This window comes from Deinococcus aerolatus (assembly GCF_014647055.1).
Lineage (GTDB): Bacteria > Deinococcota > Deinococci > Deinococcales > Deinococcaceae > Deinococcus > Deinococcus aerolatus.
On sequence record NZ_BMOL01000007.1, the window covers coordinates 116,215 to 136,759 of the forward strand.

The 20,545-nt window shown below is 66.2% G+C and carries 22 protein-coding genes; 7 read left to right on the forward strand and 15 right to left on the reverse strand.

Annotation, left to right across the window (positions count from 1 at the left end):
• The first annotated feature begins 128 nt into the window (after nucleotides 1-128).
• Genes IEY31_RS09250 through recA form a run of 3 tightly spaced genes read left to right on the forward strand, consistent with a single transcriptional unit; the run spans nucleotide 129 to nucleotide 3,372 of the window.
• Nucleotides 129-1,334 carry a CinA family nicotinamide mononucleotide deamidase-related protein gene (locus IEY31_RS09250; protein WP_188971171.1) on the forward strand — a complete coding sequence of 402 codons (1,206 nt, stop codon included), beginning with the start codon at nucleotides 129-131 and terminating at the stop codon, nucleotides 1,332-1,334.
• Nucleotides 1,331-2,284 carry an RNA 2',3'-cyclic phosphodiesterase gene (thpR, locus tag IEY31_RS09255; RefSeq protein WP_188971173.1) on the forward strand — a complete coding sequence of 318 codons (954 nt, stop codon included), beginning with the start codon at nucleotides 1,331-1,333 and terminating at the stop codon, nucleotides 2,282-2,284. The genes IEY31_RS09250 and thpR overlap by 4 nt, the downstream gene beginning before the upstream one ends.
• Entirely contained in the window at nucleotides 2,281-3,372 is a 1,092-nt protein-coding gene (gene recA, locus IEY31_RS09260; protein WP_188971175.1) for a recombinase RecA, read from the forward strand. Before thpR ends, recA begins: the two co-directional genes overlap by 4 nt.
• Before the next feature lie 158 nt (nucleotides 3,373-3,530).
• On the opposite strand, the gene IEY31_RS09265 is transcribed toward recA, so the two are convergent.
• Entirely contained in the window at nucleotides 3,531-3,740 is a 210-nt protein-coding gene (locus IEY31_RS09265) for a hypothetical protein (protein WP_188971177.1), read from the reverse strand.
• Between the two features lie 283 nt (nucleotides 3,741-4,023).
• Nucleotides 4,024-4,929: a GTPase Era gene (era, locus tag IEY31_RS09270; RefSeq protein ID WP_229723455.1), complete on the reverse strand. Its 906-nt coding sequence runs from the start codon at nucleotides 4,927-4,929 to the stop codon at nucleotides 4,024-4,026.
• Between the two features lie 450 nt (nucleotides 4,930-5,379).
• On the opposite strand from era, the gene IEY31_RS09275 reads away from it, so the two are divergent.
• A complete protein-coding gene (locus tag IEY31_RS09275; protein ID WP_188971182.1) occupies nucleotides 5,380-5,946 on the forward strand; it encodes a YIP1 family protein in 567 nt (188 codons plus the stop codon).
• 68 nt (nucleotides 5,947-6,014) lie between these two features.
• On the opposite strand, the gene IEY31_RS09280 is transcribed toward IEY31_RS09275, so the two are convergent.
• From IEY31_RS09280 to IEY31_RS09305, 6 genes are all read right to left on the reverse strand, one after another.
• Nucleotides 6,015-6,839 (reverse strand): transglutaminase family protein, encoded by an 825-nt coding sequence (locus IEY31_RS09280; RefSeq protein ID WP_188971184.1) that lies wholly within the window; start codon nucleotides 6,837-6,839, stop codon nucleotides 6,015-6,017.
• Between the two features lie 98 nt (nucleotides 6,840-6,937).
• The gene (locus tag IEY31_RS09285) at nucleotides 6,938-7,894 is read right to left on the reverse strand and encodes an alpha-E domain-containing protein (RefSeq protein ID WP_188971186.1); all 957 of its coding nucleotides are present in this window, start codon (nucleotides 7,892-7,894) and stop codon (nucleotides 6,938-6,940) included.
• Complete coding sequence (locus IEY31_RS09290; RefSeq protein ID WP_188971188.1) at nucleotides 7,894-9,648, reverse strand: circularly permuted type 2 ATP-grasp protein; 1,755 nt, start codon at nucleotides 9,646-9,648, stop codon at nucleotides 7,894-7,896. The genes IEY31_RS09285 and IEY31_RS09290 overlap by 1 nt, the downstream gene beginning before the upstream one ends.
• Before the next feature lie 142 nt (nucleotides 9,649-9,790).
• On the reverse strand, nucleotides 9,791-10,846 hold the full coding sequence (gene plsX, locus IEY31_RS09295; RefSeq protein WP_188971190.1) for a phosphate acyltransferase PlsX: 1,056 nt from the start codon (nucleotides 10,844-10,846) through the stop codon (nucleotides 9,791-9,793).
• Entirely contained in the window at nucleotides 10,836-11,444 is a 609-nt protein-coding gene (locus IEY31_RS09300; RefSeq protein WP_188971357.1) for a LabA-like NYN domain-containing protein, read from the reverse strand. Before IEY31_RS09300 ends, plsX begins: the two co-directional genes overlap by 11 nt.
• A gap of 100 nt (nucleotides 11,445-11,544) precedes the next feature.
• A complete protein-coding gene (locus IEY31_RS09305) occupies nucleotides 11,545-11,880 on the reverse strand; it encodes a DUF309 domain-containing protein (protein ID WP_188971192.1) in 336 nt (111 codons plus the stop codon).
• Nucleotides 11,881-12,008: 128 nt separating this feature from the next.
• On the opposite strand from IEY31_RS09305, the gene trxA reads away from it, so the two are divergent.
• Entirely contained in the window at nucleotides 12,009-12,368 is a 360-nt protein-coding gene (gene trxA, locus IEY31_RS09310) for a thioredoxin (RefSeq protein ID WP_188971194.1), read from the forward strand.
• Nucleotides 12,369-12,421: 53 nt separating this feature from the next.
• Here trxA and IEY31_RS09315 read toward each other — a convergent pair whose 3' ends face one another.
• From IEY31_RS09315 to IEY31_RS09330, 4 genes are all read right to left on the reverse strand, one after another.
• Entirely contained in the window at nucleotides 12,422-12,994 is a 573-nt protein-coding gene (locus IEY31_RS09315; RefSeq protein WP_188971196.1) for an RBBP9/YdeN family alpha/beta hydrolase, read from the reverse strand.
• Between the two features lie 143 nt (nucleotides 12,995-13,137).
• The gene (locus IEY31_RS09320) at nucleotides 13,138-13,458 is read right to left on the reverse strand and encodes a roadblock/LC7 domain-containing protein (protein ID WP_188971198.1); all 321 of its coding nucleotides are present in this window, start codon (nucleotides 13,456-13,458) and stop codon (nucleotides 13,138-13,140) included.
• On the reverse strand, nucleotides 13,455-13,796 hold the full coding sequence (locus IEY31_RS09325; RefSeq protein WP_188971200.1) for a roadblock/LC7 domain-containing protein: 342 nt from the start codon (nucleotides 13,794-13,796) through the stop codon (nucleotides 13,455-13,457). Before IEY31_RS09325 ends, IEY31_RS09320 begins: the two co-directional genes overlap by 4 nt.
• Nucleotides 13,793-14,143: a roadblock/LC7 domain-containing protein gene (locus IEY31_RS09330; protein WP_188971202.1), complete on the reverse strand. Its 351-nt coding sequence runs from the start codon at nucleotides 14,141-14,143 to the stop codon at nucleotides 13,793-13,795. The genes IEY31_RS09325 and IEY31_RS09330 overlap by 4 nt, the downstream gene beginning before the upstream one ends.
• Nucleotides 14,144-14,679: 536 nt before the next feature.
• Between IEY31_RS09330 and gyrA the strand changes: the two genes are divergently transcribed.
• A complete protein-coding gene (gyrA, locus tag IEY31_RS09335) occupies nucleotides 14,680-17,115 on the forward strand; it encodes a DNA gyrase subunit A (protein ID WP_188971204.1) in 2,436 nt (811 codons plus the stop codon).
• A gap of 414 nt (nucleotides 17,116-17,529) precedes the next feature.
• Nucleotides 17,530-18,147, forward strand: coding sequence for a helix-turn-helix domain-containing protein (locus IEY31_RS09340; RefSeq protein ID WP_188971206.1), 618 nt, complete (start codon nucleotides 17,530-17,532; stop codon nucleotides 18,145-18,147).
• A gap of 106 nt (nucleotides 18,148-18,253) precedes the next feature.
• Here IEY31_RS09340 and sdaAA read toward each other — a convergent pair whose 3' ends face one another.
• The 3 genes from sdaAA to IEY31_RS09355 form a co-directional block, all read right to left on the reverse strand.
• A complete protein-coding gene (gene sdaAA / locus IEY31_RS09345; RefSeq protein ID WP_188971208.1) occupies nucleotides 18,254-19,144 on the reverse strand; it encodes an L-serine ammonia-lyase, iron-sulfur-dependent, subunit alpha in 891 nt (296 codons plus the stop codon).
• Nucleotides 19,145-19,346: 202 nt separating this feature from the next.
• The gene (locus IEY31_RS09350; protein WP_188971210.1) at nucleotides 19,347-20,108 is read right to left on the reverse strand and encodes a pseudouridine synthase; all 762 of its coding nucleotides are present in this window, start codon (nucleotides 20,106-20,108) and stop codon (nucleotides 19,347-19,349) included.
• The gene (locus tag IEY31_RS09355) at nucleotides 20,105-20,485 is read right to left on the reverse strand and encodes a hypothetical protein (protein ID WP_188971212.1); all 381 of its coding nucleotides are present in this window, start codon (nucleotides 20,483-20,485) and stop codon (nucleotides 20,105-20,107) included. Before IEY31_RS09355 ends, IEY31_RS09350 begins: the two co-directional genes overlap by 4 nt.
• Nucleotides 20,486-20,545 lie beyond the last annotated feature (60 nt).

A 20,545-nucleotide genomic window follows, 5' to 3' on the forward strand; every position in this document is an offset into this window, starting at 1 on the left:
TGTTCTTGTTCAGAGCGGGTGCCGCCGCCCCCTTCCCGGCACTCGACATACACTCTGGAGATGCCCTCACCTGCCATTCCAGGACTAGACGTTCGTTTCGCATTCGCCTATACTTCGGCGGTGTTGTTATGTTGCTAGCAGAAATCATCAGTGTGGGAACGGAGCTGCTGTTCGGCGAGATTGTCGACAGCAACGCCGCCTTCCTCGCACGCGAACTGGGCGCACGGGGGGTCATCCTTCACCGCAAGACGGTGCTGGGGGACAACCTGGGGCGCGTCAGCGACGCCGTGAAGCTGGCCCTGTCGCGCGCCGATCTGGTGATTCTGGGCGGCGGACTGGGGCCCACCGATGATGACCTGACCCGCGAGTCGATTGCCGACGCCCTGGGTGAAACGCCCACCGAGGACCCCGAACTGCTGGCGTGGCTTGAGGGCCTGTACGCCGCCCGTGGGCGCGAGATGCCGCAGGTGAACCGCAAGCAGACCTGGCTGATTCCCAGCGCCGAGGCCCTGCCCAACCCGGTGGGCACCGCGCCCGGCTGGTTTGTGCGGACAGGCGGCAAATACGTTGTGGCCCTGCCCGGCCCACCGCGCGAGATGCAGCGGATGTGGCGCGAACAGGTGCTGCCGCGCCTGCCGCTGCCGGACCACGCGCTGGTGTCTACCACCGTCCATACCCAGGGCATCGGCGAGAGCAACGTCGCCGAGCTGCTCTCGGGGCTGACCCAGCACGCCAATCCCAGCGTCGGCACCTACGCCCGCAAGACTGGCGTGGACGTGCGCGTCGCCGCCAGTGCCGCGACCGAGGCCGAAGCGCGGGCGCTGCTGGCCCCGCTGCTGGACACCGTGCGTGCCCACCTGTCGCGCTGGACCTGGGGCGAGGACTCACAGACCCTGTCCGGGGCACTGGACGCTGCACTCTCGGGCCGCAGCCTGGGCGTGATCGAGGCCGGCAGCGCGGGCGCGCTGTGCGGCCTGCTGGCCGACGAGGCGGGCTTTCTGGACGCCGCCGTGACCCAGGACCACGCCCGCCTGATCACCCTGGGCCTGACCCCCGTGACCCTGCGCGACGCCGGACTGGTGAGCGAGGGGGCCGCGCTGGAGCTGGCTGCCGGGGCACGTGAGCATCTGGGCGCGGACGTGGGCCTGGCGGTGGTGGTCAGCGTGAACGGCGAGAACGCCGGGCAGGCCCACGCCGCCATCAGCAGCGAGAGGGGCCACAAGGCCGTGAGTGTCAACTGGCCCGGCGACGCCGCGCAGATCCGGGAGCGGGCCGCCGTGACCGCGCTGGCGCTGGCCTACCGGGCGCTGCGGGCAGGAGGTGAGCTGGCATGAAGATCCGCAAATCGCAGACTAGGCAGAAGGCAGAAAAGCCGCAGGGGTCCGACCTGAACGCCGCCCTGAAGATCCGGCTGGAGGGCAACCTGCCCGCCGCCCCCGCACCGGCCCCGAAGGCCACGCCTGAAGGCCCCCTGCCCCAGCGGGATGGGCCACGAGCGCCGGAACGGGCCGCCGCACCCCGCCGCGCCCAGGAGCAGAAGGCCTCGGCAGAGTTCAACCGGCGCCAGGAGAAGCGCCCCTCGCCGGGCAGCCGGGGCAGACCCGCCCCCGAGGAACACACCCCCACCAACGGGCGGTTCTTCTACGCGCTGAAGGTGCCTGCCAGCGTTACCGGCCCGCTGGCCGAGGCGCAGCGCAAACTCAAAGGCAACTGGCGCACCACCGGGCGCGACCAGATGCACGTCACCCTGTGTTACCTGCCGTCCGTGCCGCTGGCCCGCGTCGCCGAACTCAAGGCGCTGGGCGCGCGCCTGACGCAGAACCTGGGACCGATGGACGTCAAACTGCGCGGCACCGGCTACTTTCCCAACGAGGGCAGCCCGCGCGTGTGGTTCGTCAAGGTGGAGGCCGAGGGCCTGGACGAGCTGGCCGCCGCCCTACGGGCCGGGGTGCATGAATTGGGCCTTGAAACCGAGGACATGGGCTTCAAGGCCCACATCACCCTGGCCCGCAAGAAGGGGCCGGCGCCGCGTCTGCAGCCGCTGCTGTTCGAGCTGGGCTGGACGGCGGGCGGAGCCACGTTGCAGCGTTCTCACCTTCAGAAAACCGGGCCGGTCTACGAGCAGGTCAGCACCTTCCGCTTCCAGGAGCAGACACAGCCCGCAGCCCCGCCTGACCCCTCACCCGCTGAACAGACCTCCACTCCACCCACGCCCGATACCGCAACCAATACAGACCATTCACCCTCTTCCGCAGCACCCCCCGAGGCACAGGAGCCAGCATGAGCAAGGAAAATCCCAAAGAAGTCACCGCCGCCCCCACCGACAGCAAGGAACGCGCCAAGGCCATCGAGACGGCCATGAGCCAGATCGAGAAGGCCTTCGGCAAGGGCAGCATCATGAAGCTGGGCGCCGAGAGCAAGCTCGACATTCAGGTCGTGTCCACCGGCAGCCTGTCGCTGGACCTCGCGCTGGGCGTGGGCGGCATTCCGCGCGGGCGCGTGACCGAGATCTACGGTCCCGAATCCGGCGGCAAGACCACGCTGGCCCTGAGCATCGTGGCCCAGGCGCAGAAGGCCGGCGGCACGTGCGCGTTCATTGATGCCGAACACGCCCTGGACCCGGTGTATGCCCGAGCGCTGGGCTGCAACACCGACGAACTGCTGGTCTCGCAGCCCGACAACGGCGAGCAGGCGCTGGAAATCATGGAGCTGCTGGTGCGCAGCGGCGCCATTGACGTCGTGGTGGTGGACAGCGTGGCCGCCCTGACCCCCCGCGCCGAGATCGAGGGCGAGATGGGCGACAGCCTGCCCGGCCTGCAGGCCAGATTGATGAGCCAGGCGCTGCGCAAGCTGACCGCCATTCTGTCCAAGACCGGCACCGCTGCCATCTTCATCAATCAGGTGCGCGAGAAGATCGGCGTGATGTACGGCAACCCCGAGACCACCACCGGGGGCCGCGCGCTGAAGTTCTACTCCAGCGTCCGCCTGGATGTCCGCAAGATCGGCCAGCCGATCAAGGTGGGCAACGACGCCGTGGCCAACACGGTCAAGATCAAGACCGTCAAGAACAAGGTGGCCGCACCGTTCAAGGAAGTGGAACTGGCGCTGGTCTTCGGCAAGGGCTTTGATCAGCTGTCCGATCTCGTGGGTCTGGCCGCCGACATGGACATCATCAAGAAGGCGGGCAGCTTCTACAGCTACGGCGACGAGCGCATCGGCCAGGGCAAGGAAAAGGCGATTGCCTACATCGCCGAGCGCCCTGAGATGGAGCAGCAGATCCGCGACCGCGTGATGGCCAGCATCAAGAGCGGCGGCGCCTCCGAGAAGGCCCCCGTGCCCGCCGAGGAAAAGATCACCGCACTGGCGGAATAACCGCGAGCACAAGAACGCCCCGGCCTTCAAACTGGCCGGGGCGTTCTTGTGCTGTGCAGGGTCAATTCCTCATGGCGAAGGTGTGCATCTCCTCGACAGCGGTGGCGGCGGCCAGCAGCGCACCCTTTTCCAGTACGAGGTGTGCTCGTCTGCCAGCATCAGGCTCCACGCCGGGCGTACAGCACCGGGGACTCGTTCTCGCGGGTCTCGTCGGTGTACAGGCCGTAGCAGCCCAGCGCCCACGGCACGCGGTGCCAGCCCACGCTGACGCCGTCGTCGAATTCCTTCCCGGCCTGCGGGTGAATCCGGGTGGCAATGGCCGCGCCCCAGACAAATCCCCTGGACGGTCCCGAACCGTAATCATCCACAACACCTTCTCCCAGACACCAGATTCAGCGCAATTGTCCAGTAAAGGTGTGCTGGCCTGCACAGTGAGCGCAGGGGATGAATGCTCCGGCCCTTCTCTACAGGAACTTGGGTGTTCCAGGAAACCTGGATGTTGTGGAAAAACCCTGATGCAGACGAGGCAGCGGGCCTGTGGGAACCAGAAGGGCGGAGCAGGGACAGTTCGTGCGGTTGCCAGGACGAAAAACCCCCACCAAATCAATGGATGGGGGTTCTCAGACAGGGCGCAGGGGACGCGCCCCGGCTTTACTCGTAGCCCAGTTCCCGCAGGGCTTCCGGGTCCTCGCGCCAGCCGTTGATCACGATCACTTCCAGGCCAAGAAAGACCTTGCGGTTCAGGAACACTTCCAGCTGCTTGCGGGCCGCCTGACCAATCTCGCGCAGCTGCTTGCCGCCCGCGCCGATCACCATGCCCTTGTGGGCGTTCTTCTCAACGACGATCTCGCCCTCGATCCGTTGCAGGCCGTCCTCGCGCTCGGTCCAGCGGTTGACACGGGTGGCCACAGCGTAGGGCAGCTCGTCGCGCAGCTTCTTCATGGCCTCCTCGCGGATGATCTCGGCCGCCCACATCTCACGGGTCTGGTCACTGGCCGCGCCGCGCGGGTAGAAGAACGGGTTTTCCGGCAACACGTCCAGAATCTGCTCGCGCAGGGTGGCCACTGCCTCGGGCTGGTTCTGGGCGCTGAGCATGATCTCGCCGGTCTGGCCAGTGCGGCCTTCAAGCAGGGCGCGGTACAGCTTCATGGCCTCTTCCGGGTACTTGGACACATCGAGCTTGTTGCCCACCAGGAACAGCGGCTTGGGCAGATCGCGGATCTGGCGGGCCACCAGCCCGTCCTCGTCGCCGGGCGGGTGACGCAGGTCCACCACCCACAAGATGGCGTCCACGTCGCTCAGGGCGCTGTGGACCTCGTGGTTCATGTACTTGCCCAGCGCGTCCTTGGCCTTGTGCAGGCCCGGCGTGTCCACGAAAACAATCTGATGCGTGTCGGTGGTGTGGATGCCGCGCACGCCGCGCCGGGTGGTCTGCGGGCGCGGGCTGGTGGGGGCAACCTTGGTGTTCAGGAACGAATTGAGCAGGGTGCTCTTACCCACGTTGGGCTTGCCGACAATCGCCACGAAGCCGGAGCGGGTCTGGTCCCCGTCCGTCATGGCAGCCTCAGCGCTGGAGGAGGTGGCATCGTGCGAGGGGGAATCCTCGACCGGATCGGGTGGAAAAAAAGAATCAGTCATCCGGCGCATTATCTCACGCCGGGGCCGCTGCAAAAGGGAGCCAGCGGTGGTGGCCGCGCAGCGCGCCCCGCCTGAGCAGACCGGCGGCGACCTCATCGGCGCCGTTCCTATAGTGGCCGGGGAGTTCGCCCGCCACCACAACCTGTTCATGCGGCGGGGTCTCGGTTGCCCGGCGAAGGCCTCACTGCTGCCGCCCACACCAGCGGGGCGGGCATGAACGTGTGCTGAAAGGCCACGGCACCAAAGTCCGCATCGGGGACAGCGGGGCGTGTTCTGACCCAGGATGACAGAGCGCCGCACTGTGACTCCCAAAGAACATTAAGACTTGATTAAAGAAACGAACATGACAGTCCCCGCGTACTGTAGGGCATGAGAGCCCCTGTCACTTCCGGCCCCGAAGTCAGCCTTCAGGATATGTTCGCGCAGAGCACTGCCGTGATCACCCAGCCCAGCGTGGCCACGTTCGAGCGTTACGAGAAACGCGGCGGCCTCCAGAGCGCCTTCATCTACGTGATGGTGGCCGCCGTCGTCTCGGCCCTGATCGCCGCCCTGTTCTCGTTCTTCCACTCGGACGTGACCTTCTTCGGGCAACTGTTCTCGCGCCTGATTACCATTCCAGTGCAGTTCCTGATCTTTACGGGCGCGGTGTACCTGATCGGCGGCAGTCTGTTCAAAGGCACCGGCACCTACCCGGAGGTCGCCTACACCTTCGCGCTGTTCTTCGTGCCGCTAAGCATCATCGGCACCATCATCGGCATCATCCCGATTCTGGGCTGGCTGGTGTCGTTTGTGATCAGCCTCGTGATGATCTACTTCGGCTATCTGGCCGTGCAGTCCAGCATGAACCTGCGCGAACAGGTGCCCGCGATTGCCACGCTGGTGCTGGCGGGCATTGCCAACTTTGCGGTGGGACTCGTCCTTCTCGCCCTGTTCTAGAAACGAGACAACCAGAAGGGGGCGAAGTCGAACTGACTTCGCCCCCTTCCTGCTGCCGTCTGCACCGGCTACTGGTCCCCGTAGACGTGCACCGCCACCTCCAGTTTGCCCTGGCCGCCGCCAAAGTACGTGCCACGCACCGGAGACACGTCGCTGTATTCGCGCCCGTGACCGATCTTGATATGTTTTTCCAGGGCCAGACAGTCGTTGGTGGGGTCATAGCCCAGCCAGCCGTAGCCGGGAATCAGGCATTCCACCCAGGCGTGGGTGGCCTCCGCGCCGCGCATTTCGCCGCCGCTGTACAGGTAACCGCTGACATAGCGGGCCGGAATGCCCAGCTGCCGCGTGATGCCCAGCATGGCGTGCGTGAAGTCCTGGCACACCCCATGTCCGGTCCGTGCGAACTCGGCCAGCGGGGTACGGACATCGGTGGCGTCAGCGTCGTAGGTAAAGCGGCGGCGCAGGTGGCTGGTCAGCTCCAGCAGAAAGCCGGGCAGGTCGTCGCCGGGGCCGGGCCGGGCCACGCCGAACAGCTCCGGCCACTGGCCGCCCGGCACACGCGGGCTGGGCACCAGAAACTCGGTATTGCGCCCCCGCTCTGGCCGCAACTCGGAAAACGGGACGGGCAGCGGCAGCGTGACCGCGTGGGTGTTCACGATGGCCTGCGCCTCGATCAGCAGGTGGCGGTGGTGTTCGTGCACGTGGACGTGGTGGACGATCGCCCCGAAGTAATCCTTGTGCGAGGTGATCTCGGCGTCCGGCGTGACGTTCAGGTGAAACAGCCGCACGCTCTGGCGCGTCTCGCTGGAGGGATGCAGCCTGACCTGGTTGAAGGAATTCCAGGCGGGTTTGGGGTAGTGATACTCGGTGGTGTGCCGGATTTCGCAGTGCATAAGTCGGAGAACCCTCTAGCGGTTCTGCCGGGCAGTCTGACACGCCCGGGCAGAGCGGGTGCAGCGCAGGGCAGACGAATTCGGAGCCACGAACAGGCTCATTCCTCCTCGAAGTAGGCCGAGGTGATCGCCGCGCCCACGCGGTTGAAGTCCTCCAGCAGCGCCTCGATGCCGGGATCTTCCCTCTCGATGATGTCGGTCACGCGGGCGTATTGCAGCCGGGCCACCAGCCAGCGCGACAGGCGCAGAATTTCCGGGTGCGCGCCGGGGTGGAAGCGGTCAATCTGCTCCAGCGCGTCGTTCAGGTTCACTGCGCTGTAACGCACGCTGCGCGGAAAGTAGTCGTCCAGCAACAGAAACTCGGTGACGCGCATGGGCGTGATGCCGGTGTGCACGCGCTTGCGGTAGGCCTCGTTGGCGCTGGCCCCCTTCAGGGCGCTGACCCAGCGCTGGTCCTGCAGGGCGCGTTCTGCCGGGTCCTTGCGGGCGGCCAGGGCGTCGGCATCCTTGAAGCGGCTCTGCAACACGCGCAGGGTGTTGTCGCCGCGCTCCAGGGTCTGCCCGGCGCGCAGGAAGGACCAGCCCTCGTCGCGCGGCAGGGTGGCAAACGCAATGCCGAAGAAAAACTGCGAGGCGTCGCGGGCCGCCGCGCAGTACTCGAACAGGCCGTCGCGGTCCAGCACGTCGCCGTTCTCGAAGCACAGCGTCAGATACGAGCGGTTCAGGGTCTCCCACATCTCGCTGGGAATGCGGTCGCGCAGGCCACGGGCGTTCTCGCGGGCGCGGGCCAGACTGCTGGCGATGCTCGACGGGTTGTCGCGGTCAAAGGCCATCCATGAGCTGACGCTGCGGGCGTCGAGGCGGCCGTACTTGGCGCGCAGTTGCGCCTCGCCGCCGGTCAGTTCCAGCAGCGGCGTCCAGTATTCGCGGGCGCGGCCCGAAACTTCCAGGCCCGCGTAATAGTTGACGTTCAGCAGGCGGGCGGTATTCTCGGCGCGTTCCATGTAGCGTCCGATCCAGAACAGGTTCTCGGCCAGGCGAGATAACAGAAGCATTATTTGTCTCCCTCCAGCTCGGTCTTTTCCAGTTCCTGCTGGTACGACGTCTGGGCCTGCGACTGGGATTGCCGCTGCGTCTGCGAGCTGCTGCCCGCCTGCTCCTGGGACAGGCGGGGGTGGGACAGGTCCGCATCGTCAATTTGCACCGGTTCACGGGTGCCCGCCAGCGTGGGATCGGGATCCGGCATAACCTCCAGCACCACGTCGTCCGGCACCGGCAGGTCGATGGGCACCACACCGATGCCGCCTTGAAACTGGGTCTGGGCGTGCTGACCGTCACCGTGCATGATCTGGCTCAGGCCCTGCGGGGCCACCGGGCCGTCGTGGTCCAGCACCCAGGTGTCCTTGCTGCCGCCACCCTGCGAGGAATTGACCACCAGACTGCCGCGCCGCAGCGCCACGCGGGTCAGACCGCCGGGCACGATGGTCACCTCATCCTTGCCGCACAGGATGTACGGGCGCAGGTCGATGTGCGCGCCCTCAAATTCACTGCTGTCGGGGTAGAACGTCGGGTGGCGCGACAGGCCCACCACCGGCTGCCCGATAAAGTCGCGCGGATTGGCCCGCACCTTGACCAGAAAGTCCGCCACCTCCTCCTCGGTGGCCGAGGGGCCGATCAGCATGCCGTAGCCGCCGGCCTCACCCACCGCCTTGATCACCATGTTCGCGGCGTTGGCCATGATGTGTTCGAAGTGATCCGGATCGGTGCCCAGGAAGGTGGGAACGTTGTTCAGCAGCGGGTCCTCGTTCAGGTAGTAGCGGATCATGTCCGGGACGTAGGCGTACACGGCCTTATCGTCGGCCACCCCGGTGCCCACCGCGTTGGCAATGGCCACCCGACCCTGGCGGTAGACCTCGATCAGCCCTGACACGCCCAGCGAACTGTCGCGGCGGAAGGCCAGCGGATCGATAAAGTCGTCGTCGATGCGGCGGTAGATCACGTCCACCTGCTGTCGACCACCGGTGGTCCGCATCCAGACCCGGCCCGAATCCACGAACAGGTCGCGGCCCTCGACCAGCTCCACGCCCATCTGCTGGGCGAGGTAGGCGTGCTCGAAGTACGCGCTGTTGTACATGCCCGGCGTCAGCAACACCACCGTGCCGTTGTCACGCGGGCTGACCGATTGCAGCAGCGTCAGCAGCGAGGTGGCGTAATGCTGCACCGAACGCACGCCCTGGCCCTCGAACATGCGCGGGTAGATGCGGCGCATGGCGTCGCGGTTGGACAGCAGATACGACACGCCGCTGGGCGAGCGCAGGTTGTCCTCCAGCACCAGGTACTCGCCCTTCTCGTCGCGGATCAGGTCCGTGCCGACGATGTGGGTGTACAGCTCGCCGGGCGGCGTGACGCCGTGGACCTCGCGCCGGAAGTGGGCCGAGGTGTAGACCAGCTCGCTGGGAATCACGCCGTCCCCGAGAATCTGCGCGTCGCCGTAGATGTCGTTCAGAAAGAGGTTCAGTGCCCTGACGCGCTGGGTCAGCCCCGCCTCGACGTGCGCCCACTCCGACGCCGGAATAACGCGCGGCACGGGATCAAAGGGAAAGGTTCGTTCGGTGCCCTTGGAGTCGCCGTAGACGGTGAACGTGATGCCCTGGTTGCGAAAGGCCAGGTCCAGCATGCCGTGCCGCCGCTGGAACTCGGGGACGCCCAGCAGATCGATGTACTGCTCCAGACCCTGATAGTGCGGACGCACCCTGCCGTCCGCCGCGTACATCTCGTCAAAAAAGCTGTCACCTGGCTCATATTTCACGCGCCCTGTCCCCCTTATGTCGTGCCGTTGAATGCCCGCAGGATAGCGGCTGGGCGCACAAGAGAAAGGCCGTGGGGCTAGGTGAACCCCTTAGAAACAGCGCAGCTGGGTCAGACGGGCGAACGGCGCGGGCCTCGCCTCTCTATTCACCCGCAGCCGCAGGTACGGCGCCCTGCTCCCCGAACGCCGCTTCCAGGCGCGGCAGCAACCGGCCCTCGTGGGCGCGGGAGGCACGCAGCAGGGCATTCTTGACGGCGGTGGCGTCGGCGCTGCCGTGCCCGATAAACGCCAGCCCCCTGACGCCGATCAGGATGCTGGCCCCGTAGGTGCTGGGGTCCAACCGGTCGGCCAGGCCGCGCAGCGACGTGCGGACCAGCAGGCCGCCCAGCCTGCTCTTCAGGCCGCTGTTCAGGGCGTCCCTGATCCAGCCGAACATGACCCTGGCCTCGCCCTCGGCCAGCTTGAGCACCACGTTGCCGGTAAAGCCGTCGGTGACGACAATGTCGGTGGTGCCCAGGAAGATGTCTCGGCCCTCCACATTGCCGTGGAAGTTGATGCCGTTGCCGTGCAGCGCGCGCAGCAGGGCGTGGGCCTCCAGCACCAGGGCGCTGCCCTTGTGGTCCTCCTCGCCAATCGAGAGCAGGCCCACCGTGGGGTTGTCCCGGCCTTCCAGCACCTTGAGGTACACCGTGGACAGCCGCGCCCACTGCACGAGGTAGCTGGCCTTCACATCCGCGTTGGCCCCGGCGTCGAGCAGCGTGGTCATGCCCCCGCGCGCGGGCATGTGGGTCAGGATGGCCGGACGCTCGACGCCCCGGATGCGCCCGAAAGTCAGCAGCGCCGAGGCCATCGTGGCGCCGCTGTGGCCCATGCTGACAGCGGCGGCGGCGTGTCCGTCCTTGACCAGCCGGGTGCAGACGTTGATGCTGGCCCCGCTGCGGCCCCTCACGTCAGTGGCGTGTTCGTCCATGCCGACCACGTCGGGGGCGTCCACGATCTCCAGCGGCAGGCCCGCGCTGCCTTGAAACTTGCCCAGTTCGGCGTGCAGGGCCACCCGGTCACCCACCAGCAGCACCCGGACCCCGCCGCGTGCGGCCAGAACCGCACCTTCCACGTTGGGCGGCGCGCCGTGGTCCCCGCCCGCCGCGTCCAGCGCGATGGGCAGACTGGCCGCAGAAGCCCCGGCCTCAGCGCTCATCGTTTTCGGCCAGTGCGGCGGTCAGGTAAAAGGGCCGGGTTTCGGGTGACTTGACCTCTGCTCCCCGCTGTTCGCTGGGCAGGCGGTAGCCAGGGCGCTCAATCTGGGCGCGCAGGTCTCCCAGGTCCACGTACAGGTCAGCGGCGTTGCGCAGTTCGTAGCTGGTCATCTCCGGAATGCTGGCCACGATCACCCGCTTGCCGCGTGCCCGCAACACCTCCACCGGGCGCTCGAAATCGCCGTCGCCAGTAAGCAGGACGGCGGTGTCGTACAGCGCGGTGGTGGTCAGCAGATCGGTGACGATCTCGATGTCTAGACTCGCGCGGCGGGACGGGTCACCGTTCTCGTCGGTGCTCTCGCGCAGAGGACGGGTGCGGACGGTGTAGCCCATGTAGGTCAGTGCGTCGGTGAAACGGCGCTGCTTGTCGTCGATGGGCATGGGCACGGCCGTGTAATAAAAGGCGTTGTAGAGGGTGCCCTGTCCAGCAAAATGGTCCAGAATCTTGCGGTGGTCAAAGTTCCACCCCAGCCGCTTGGCCGCCGCGTAGACATTGGCCCCGTCAATAAAAAGTGCAATCCGTTTTGAATGTTCCATCATCATGTCTCCCGATCCGTACTGCTCAATATGTCCGGCGGTCTTGCCCCGGCATCCCGGCAGAATACCGGACGGGGGGCAGCCCGCTCAACGCACCCGCCGCCTACCCCTGGCGCGGAATCCGGGGAAAGATGCCGGGGGTGTGCAGCGCCTCCCAGACCTCCGCACGCAGCCGGGCCAGCTGAACGCCCCGGTAGTCGTCCGGCAGCCGGTCCAGATACCGGACGGCCTTGTGGAAGTTGCGGTGGGTCAGGCTGCCGTGGTGCCAGCGCTTGTGCAGGGCCGCCGCCAGCAGAATCAGCGCCTGCAAAAAGGCGCGGTCCTGGCCGCCGGCCTCCAGCCACGGCTCCTCCCAGGCCTCGTGCGCCTCCCACCACTGCCCGGCATCGAACAGACGCGCCCCGGCCTCGAAGGCCTGTTGGTCGGCGGCGGTGAACATGGCCCCAGCCTACCCCGACCGGGGGCCGCGCACGAACGTGGCCCAGCCCACTGCGGATGAATAACGCCTTAGCCGCTGCCCATGCCCGGCAAATCCATCCCGAGGCCAGGAGGGGTATAGTTTTTTTCATGAAGCCTCTGGAACTGACTGATACCAATTTTAACGACGAGATCGCCAGCGGATTGACGCTCGTCGACTTCTGGGCCCCGTGGTGCGGCCCCTGCCGCATCATCGCCCCCGTGATCGAGGAACTGGCCGGGCAGTACGAGGGCCGGGTCAAGATCGGCAAGGTCAACGTGGACGAGAATCCCGTAACCCAGGGCCAGTACCGCGTCATGAGCATCCCCACGCTGATCCTGTTCAAGGATGGCCAGCCGGTGGAAGGCGTGGTGGGCGCCCAGCCCAAACGCGCGTTTGAAACCCTGCTGGACAAGCACATCGGAACGGCCGCCGCCACCAGCGACAGCAACGCCGTCAGCGCCAACTAAAACCCCCATTCAGCAAAAAGCTACCCGCGAAAACAGGGTGGCTTTTTGCGGTCTCAGAAGCGGACGACGGCGGGCGGGGTCCAGGCGTGCAGGGCCTCGCTCAGGAGGATCTCGCCGTCCGGCCACTCGCCGTGGCCGCTGTCCACGTTGATGTGTCCCGCCTCGCCCGCCGAGACCGCAGAGGCTCCCCAGGCCCCGGCCAGCGCCTCAGCGCGTTCTGGTGTGCAGTACGGATCGTTCTCGCTGTAGACGAGCAGTGCCGGGAACGGCAGGGCCTCCAGCGGCAGCGGGGCCAGGGCCAGAAGCTCGGGATGCAGGTCAGCCATGCCCGGCTGCCCCGGATCGGCGGGGGCCACCAGCAGGGCGCCGCGCACCCGGTCCTCGGCGCCGAACAGCCGCGCCCAGTGGGCCACTGTCGCCACCCCCGCCGAGTGCGCCACCAGCACCAGTTCGCCCGGCGTGGCTCCGACCACTTCGTGCAGGCGAGCGGCCCAGACCTCCGGCAGCGGATGGTCCGGGTCATCCTGCTGCACGCGCCCGGCACCGAACCTGTGCTGCCACAGCGTCTGCCAGTGCCCAGGGCCGCTGTCTCCCAGGCCGGGCACGATGATCAGGGTAGGCGTCATGGGGCAGAGCGTAGCAGGCAGGGCAGGCAAACGCAGGATGCAATAGAGACTGAGGCGAAAGGACTGGGAAGTCGGGCCGTCTCCATCTGAAAAGCCTCAGCGCGTGGTCAGGGCTTCAGGTAGGGTGCTTCTCCTTCAAGGGGTCAGCTCTGGCCCAGCAACTTCCGCACTGCGAAGCGCACACGGCCCAGGTTGGCAACCTCATCGAAAGCGGTCAGCAGCACCTGATTGCCGTGGGGGGTCAGCAGCACCGGGCCGCTGTCCACGTCCAGCACCATCTCCTGCCAGGTGTCGCTGTCCAGCTGGCTTTGCAGGCTGCCGATCACGGCGCGACCGGCGGCCACCAGCCCCACCTCGCCGCCCAGGTGCCCTTCCTGAATGCCGGCGCTGGCCACCACCTCACCCGCCTGACCCACCAGAATGGAATGGCGGACCCCGCGCACGTTCAGCAGCGAGGCGATCACGAGCGGTCCACGCGCGGCAAGTTGTCGATGTCCAGGGCCAGCTTCGCCAGCGCCTGCTGGGCACTGCGGGTGTCGCTGCTGCGGATCAGGGCCAGGCCCATCATGAAGTCGCCCACGGCTAGCGCCACCACCTCGATCCGGTCAGTGGTAAATGCCAGCCGGGTCACCTCGCCGGAGCCCAGGCGGCGGCCCGTACGGTCCAGGCTGGTCCTGAGCGAGGCGAGTTCGGCGGCCAGCACCTCGCCGCCGTCGCCGTAGGACTCCACCGGCAGACCATCGGGGCCTACCAGGGCGCTGGCCACCACGCCAGGAAGACTGCTCAGGGCATCAAGTTTCACAGCGTTTGCTCCAGTCGGCGGGCGGCCTCACGGCCATACAGGCGGGCCTGACCCAGGTTGCTGCGGGCGTCCAGAGCCAGCAGCAGAAAGTAGTCGGCATGGATGGGTTGCAGGTACACGCTCAGGCGTTCGCCGCGCAGGTACAGTTCACGGGGCTGCCCGGCGCCCAGGGTCTGGGTGTAGGCGTGGCCGGCCGCCTGAAGCAGGCCGGCGTGTTCGGCAATCAGCAGGTTGAGATCCGTGTCGGTGGTGGCGTGGCCCTCGATCAGCAGGCCGTCCAGCCCACCGATGGCCGCCGCCCACGCGCCGTCCACATCTTTGACCAGTTGGGTGAGGTGAGCAAGCATTCTGAACCCATGATAGGAACGGTCCCTTTCAAATCACGCACAAGTGCACACACTGCCGAGACAGGCAGGACCATGCGCGGATACCGGGCGTACAGGACGGCGAAACCGCAGCTCAGACATCTGTCTCTCCATAGGCGAATTCCCTCCTTTATGAACTGCGTCACCTCTTCTTTCCCCGCAAGGCAGAGGACAGCGTGGGCCGCAATCTGACGCCGCACAGACTCAGCCCTGGCCGCCCGCCTCTTTTCCATTTCCTGCTGCCGTCAGGCAATTCAGTGGCGAGGCCATCCGTTGACCCCAGACGCACAGCACCCCGCCAATGCCGACCGGAAGGCCGCCCATCCAGCCAGGCGAATCACCGTCTTTGCCGGTATTTTCGGGTACAATGGGGGCATTGAGGGAAGCCCTTCGGCGGAGCGATTTTCATTACGCATATGACATAATATGCTAGAATTGTTTCACTCCTGGCAGCCGCGCCAGGCCTCCATCACCCCAACACTGCCGGGCGGATCTTTCGCCGCCCCGACTGGAGCCACATGACTGGAATTCATCCTGTTGACATCACCAGCGAAGTCAAGACCAACTTCATCACCTACGCCATGAATGTAATCGTGGACCGTGCGCTGCCCGACGTCCGCGACGGCCTCAAGCCGGTGCAGCGCCGGATCATGTACGCCATGATGCTCGAGGGGCTGTACAGCAACCAGAAGCACGCCAAGTCCGCCTCCGTGGTCGGCGAGGTCATGAAAAAGTACCACCCGCACGGCGACTCGTCGATCTACGACGCCATGGTGCGCCTGGGCCAGTGGTGGAACATCCGCTATCCCCTGGTGCATCCGCAGGGCAACTTCGGCAGCATCGACGGCGATCCGCCCGCCGCCATGCGCTACACCGAGGCCCGCATGACCAAGGTGGCCGAGGAAGTGCTGGCGGACCTCGAGAAAGAAACCGTCGACATGCGCCCCAACTACGACGACACCACGGTTCAGCCCTCTGTGCTGCCCTCGGCGGTGCCCAACCTGCTGATCAACGGCGCCACCGGCATCGCCGTGGGGATGGCAACCAACATTCCGCCGCACAACCTGACCGAGATCTGCAACGGGCTGCTGGCGATGGTGGACAAGCCGGAAATCACGCTGGATGAGATGATGGAACACGTTCAGGGACCGGATTTTCCCACGGGCGGGCGCATTAGCAAGATGGGCATCCGCGAGGCCTACGCCACCGGGCACTCGGGCCTGAAGGTGCGCGGCAAGGCCCGCATCGAGGAAAAGAACGGGCGCAACCAGATCATCATTTCCGAGATTCCGTATCAGGTGAACAAGACCAACCTGATCCAGACCATCAGCGCAATGTACAAGGCGGGCAAGATTCCCGACATCTCGGCCCTGCGCGACGAGTCGGACCGCAAGGACCCGGTGCGCGTGGTGATCGAGCTCAAGCGCGGCGCCATTCCCACGCTGGTGCTGAACCAGCTGTACAAATACACGCAGCTGCAGGGCACGTTCACGGTGATCAACCTGAGCATCGTGAACGGCGAGCCGCGCGTGCTGCCGCTGGTGGACACCATGCGCTACTTCCTGGCCCACCGTCAGGACGTGGTGACGCGCCGTACCGTCTACGAACTGAAGAAGGCCGAGGAACGCGCCCACATTCTGGAAGGGCTCCTGAAAGCGCTGGACGACATCGACGAGGTTATTGCCCGCATCCGCGCCAGCAACACCAGCGCCGAGGCGAGAGACGCGCTGATGCAGCGCTTCACCCTGTCCGAGATTCAGGCACAGGCGATTCTGGACATGCGCCTGCAGCGTCTGGTGGGTCTGGAGCGCGAGAAGATCCAGGGTGAGTACGACGAACTGAGCGTCACCATTGCCCGCCTGCGCTCGATCCTGGGCGACGAGAAACTGTTGTGGCGCGAGATCAAGAAGGAGATCCGCGACATCCGTGACCGCTACGGCGACGAGCGGCGCAGCACCATCAGCGTGCTGGAAGACGACATTTCCAAGGAAGACCTGATCGCGGTCGAGGACATGGTCATCACCATGACCAAGGCCGGGTACCTCAAGCGCACTAACCTGACCTCGTACCGTGAGCAGAAACGCGGTGGGCGCGGGGCCTCGGGCGGCAAGCTGCGCGAGGAGGACATCAACACCCGCGTCTTCGTGGGCAGCACGCACGACTTCCTGCTGTTCTTCACCGATCAGGGCCGCGTGTTCCACGAGAAGATCTACGATCTGCCGGAAGCCGGGCGCGACGCCAAGGGCACCCACATCCGCAACCTGCTGCCGGGCCTGCGCGACGACGAGAACATCGCCAGCGTGCTGAGCGTGAAGAGCTTCGAGGAGAAGGGCTGCTTCATCTTCGCCACCCGCAAGGGTGTGGTCAAGAAGACCATGATTACCGACTACGGCAACATCACGTCCGCCGGACTGATCGCCATCAATCTGCAGAACGGGGACGAATTGATTAGCGTGGGCATCGTGCAGGATGATGACCATGTGGTCCTGGCCACGCGCAACGGCAAGGCCATGCGCTTCCAGAGCGGTGAGGTGCGCGACACCGGACGCGCCACCCAGGGCGTGATCGGCATCCGGTTGCGTGAGGGCGAGGACGACGCCGTGGTCAGCATGGCCCTGGTGCCCGGCGGCGACGACACCAGCGAGTTGCTGTCGGTCAGCGAGTTCGGCCTGGGCAAGCGCACGCCGGTGGGCGACTACCCGGCCAAGGGACGCGGCGGCATGGGCGTGATCACGCTGGACGTGACCGACAAGACTGGCAGACTGGTCACCCTGGCCCGCGTGGCAGGCGACGAGGAACTGATGGTGCTGACCGAGAAGGGCACGGTTATCCGAACCCGCGTCGAGGAAGTGCGCGTCACCGGGCGCAACGCCCAGGGCGTCAAGGTCATCAACATCGGCGACAAGGACAGCGTGATCAGCGCCTTCCCCATCCGCCGCGAAGATGAGGTCTGAGCCGCAGCTCGGGCCACTAGGGATTTAACCCACAGTTTACCGGGAGACGGGAGAACAGGCGTCCGGGGCACCCAGCTCCGGACGCTTTTTCCGGTTCCCGGTCTCGGAAATTCCGCCCATCAGTCGGTCCCCTCCATATTTTCCGCGCGATCCACCCTGCCCATTGAACCTTCTCGACGCGCCAGCCGTACCGTCAATGAAGCCGGAGTGAGAGCACCTGAAAGGCTAGGAACGAGGTTGTGGGCGTACAGGAGGGGTTTTTTGAGCGTCAGCCGCACATCAGGCTTTGTCAGCTAAACACTGTTTAAAGAAACAAAAGTGTTTACAAAATTGTAGAGATGGGTTACACTGTAAGCACGTCGGGAATGGCCCCGACCTCCCCATCTTCCCAGCCCGCCTCAGGAGGCGACCACAATGACCCAGACCCAACTGACCAACACTGCCCGCACCTTCGTCGACACCGTGACCTACCGCCCCGGCGCCGTAATTCTGTACCCCGGCAAGAGCGACATGCTGTACCGCGTCGCCAGTGGCCTGGTGCGCGTGCATACCATGGACGACGACGGCAACGGCCTGACCCTGCGTTACGTCAAGCCCGGCGAGTACTTCGGTGAGGAAGCCCTGGCCGGCGTGAACCGCGCCTACTTCGCGGAAGCCGTGACCGACAGCAGCATCGACGTGATCAATCCCGCCCTGATGAGCGCCGAGGACAACCTCGTCGTGACCACGCATCTGGTCAAGACGCTGGAACGGGCCTACGAGAGCATCTACCGTCTGGTCGGCAAGCGACTGCGTGCCCGCATTGCCGGCGAGCTGCTGGAGCTGAGGGACACGGCCCTCGCCACGCAGACCGAGAACGGCGAGACCATGATCTACGCCACCCACGACGAACTGGCCGCCGCCGTCGGCAGCGTGCGCGAGACCGTCACCAAGGTGGTGGGCGAGCTGAGCCGCGAAGGCGTGATCAGCGCGGGCTACGGCAAGATCACCCTCAAGGATGAGAAGGCGCTGGCGACCATCGCTGCCGCGTAACCCCCGCAAACTGCGCCGCCCTGGATAGATTCCAGGGCGGCTTTTTTGTCTTGCGGCACTCGCTTTACAGTCGTGTCGAAGCACTGCGTTGGGTGCCCATTCAGCCTTACGCCATCGGCAGTTCAACCATTCCCGTTGCGTTTTCCTCGCCCCTACCTTCCATACGCGCCGTGACCGCCAGCCCGGTCGGTGTCTGCGCCAGCCCGCCCTCTGCCGTTTCGCGCAGTTCAGCGGGCATCATGCGGCCCACCGAGGCCATCGCGCCCAGCACCTCGTCGGGGGGGATGAAGGATTCCAGCTGCGCCAGTGCCAGTTGCGCCGCGCTGACGGCGTGGACGGCGTAAAAGGCGTTGCGGCTAACACACGGCACTTCCACATAGCCGCCCACCGGATCGCAGACCAGCCCGATGGTGTTCATCAGGGCCATGCTGGCGGCCTGCACGGCGGCGCGGGGGGTGCCGCCCAGCAACTCCACAACCGCGGCGGCGGCCATCGCCGCACTGGAGCCGATCTCGGCCTGGCAGCCGCCCGCCGCACCGGAAATGAACATGCGCTTGCTGATGGCCTTGCCCACGCCGGCGGCCAGAATCATGGGGGCCACCAGTTTGTCATCGCTGATGCCCAGATGATCGGCCACGCCCAGCAGCGCGCCGGGAATGGTGCCCGCGCTGCCTGCCGTGGGCGCGGCGACGATGCGGCCCATGCGGGCGTTCTCCTCATTGACGGCCATCGCGTAGGCCTGAACGCGACGGATCAGCGGAGCGTTCAGGGCGTCAGGCGCGTCCCACAGGCCCTTGGCATTCCAGCCCACCATGCCGGTGATGCTTTTGGCGCTGCTGTTCAGGCCGCGTTCGATGCTGTCACGCATCTCGCGGATGCGGCGGGCCATCTCGTCGCGGATGTCCTGGGGGTCAAGGCCGGTTTCCTGGCAGTCGCGCTCCAGCACCCAGGCCGAGGCCGGAGCAGGCGCGTTCATCAGGGCTTCGAGGGTCGTCATGGCATCCACCTCCAGGGCGGCAAGGGGCGAGTCAGGTCTACAAAAAGTAGCGTTCAGGACAGTCTAACGCGCCCTGCCAAGTCCCCTAGGCATCTGCCTCACTATCGTCCGGTCTCCAGGGACGGGTTCAGCAGCGCAGGGCCTGTCCGATTCCCTGACCCAGAGGAGGCATTTAACAGGCTGTATGCAGCAAAGCCTGACGTCAGCCCCAGCGCCGGCCCATCAGGTCCCACTTACCTTCCCAGATGCCGGCCGGGATGCTGTCCGGATGTAGCAGCCCCTGAAGGTCGCGCTCGCTGAGTTCAGCGTACTCGCCCACATCCAGATTGCCCAGCCAGTACCCGCCCACGCGGTAGCGCATCAGGCGGCCCACCGGGTGGCCGATGGCCTCCAGCATGCGGCGCACCTGATGCTTGCGGCCCTCGCCCAGCGTGATGAATGCGCCGTCGCTGGCCGGAGTGGCGCTGAGGGCCGTGGACAGCCCATCTTCCAGCATCACGCCCTTGAGCAATTTGTCCAGCTCAGCCTGCGTGGGGGGCATCTCGCCGTGCGTCCAGGCGCGGTAGGCCTTCTCGTGGCCGTAGCGCGGGTGGGTCAGGGTCAGGGTCAGGTCCCCGTCGGTGGTAAGGAGCAGCAGCCCTTCGGAATCCCGGTCCAGCCGTCCGATGGGGTGCAGGCCTGGAACAGGAGGCATGGCATCCAGCACGTTCTTGCGCCCGTACTCGTCACTGGCCGTGGTGACGTAGCCGCGCGGCTTGTACAGCGCGTAGGTGACCTTCTGCACCGCGCCCGTGTCCAGCAGCTGTCCGTCCAGCCGGATATCGTCGGCGTCGGTCACGGTCTGGCCCAGCGCGGCCACCACCCCGTTGACCTGCACGCGGCCCGCCCTGATCAGTTCCTCTGCGGCGCGGCGCGAGGCCACCCCGGCGCGGGCCAGCCGCTTTTGCAGTCTCTCGCCGCTCATGGCTCCACCTTAGCGGACCTGCGGCGCGATGGTGCCGCGAGGATCGCAACCACCGCCAGCAGCAACAGCACACCCGAGAGGGCCAGCATCAGCGTGCGCACGGTGGGGGGCAGGGCCCCGTCCCGCAGGGCCGCCGGCAGCAGCGCGGCCACGGTCAGCAGGTTGCCCCCGGCCAGCCCGCCCACCTTGACTGCGTCCGGCGCGAATCCCGCCGCCACCTGAAACGCGCCCCAGGCCAGCACCAGTCCGCCGGCCACGCGCGGCAGCCACAGCGGCGCAACCCCCAGCGTACCGGCCAGAACAGGTGGCAGAAAGTACAACAGCAGCCCCAGCGGAATGAACAGCAGGGCGGTCAACCAGAACGAGGCACGCAGCACACCCGGTAGTTTAGGCGGTTGCCAGTCGTGCAGTGCAGCAGGGGGGGAACAGTCGGCGAA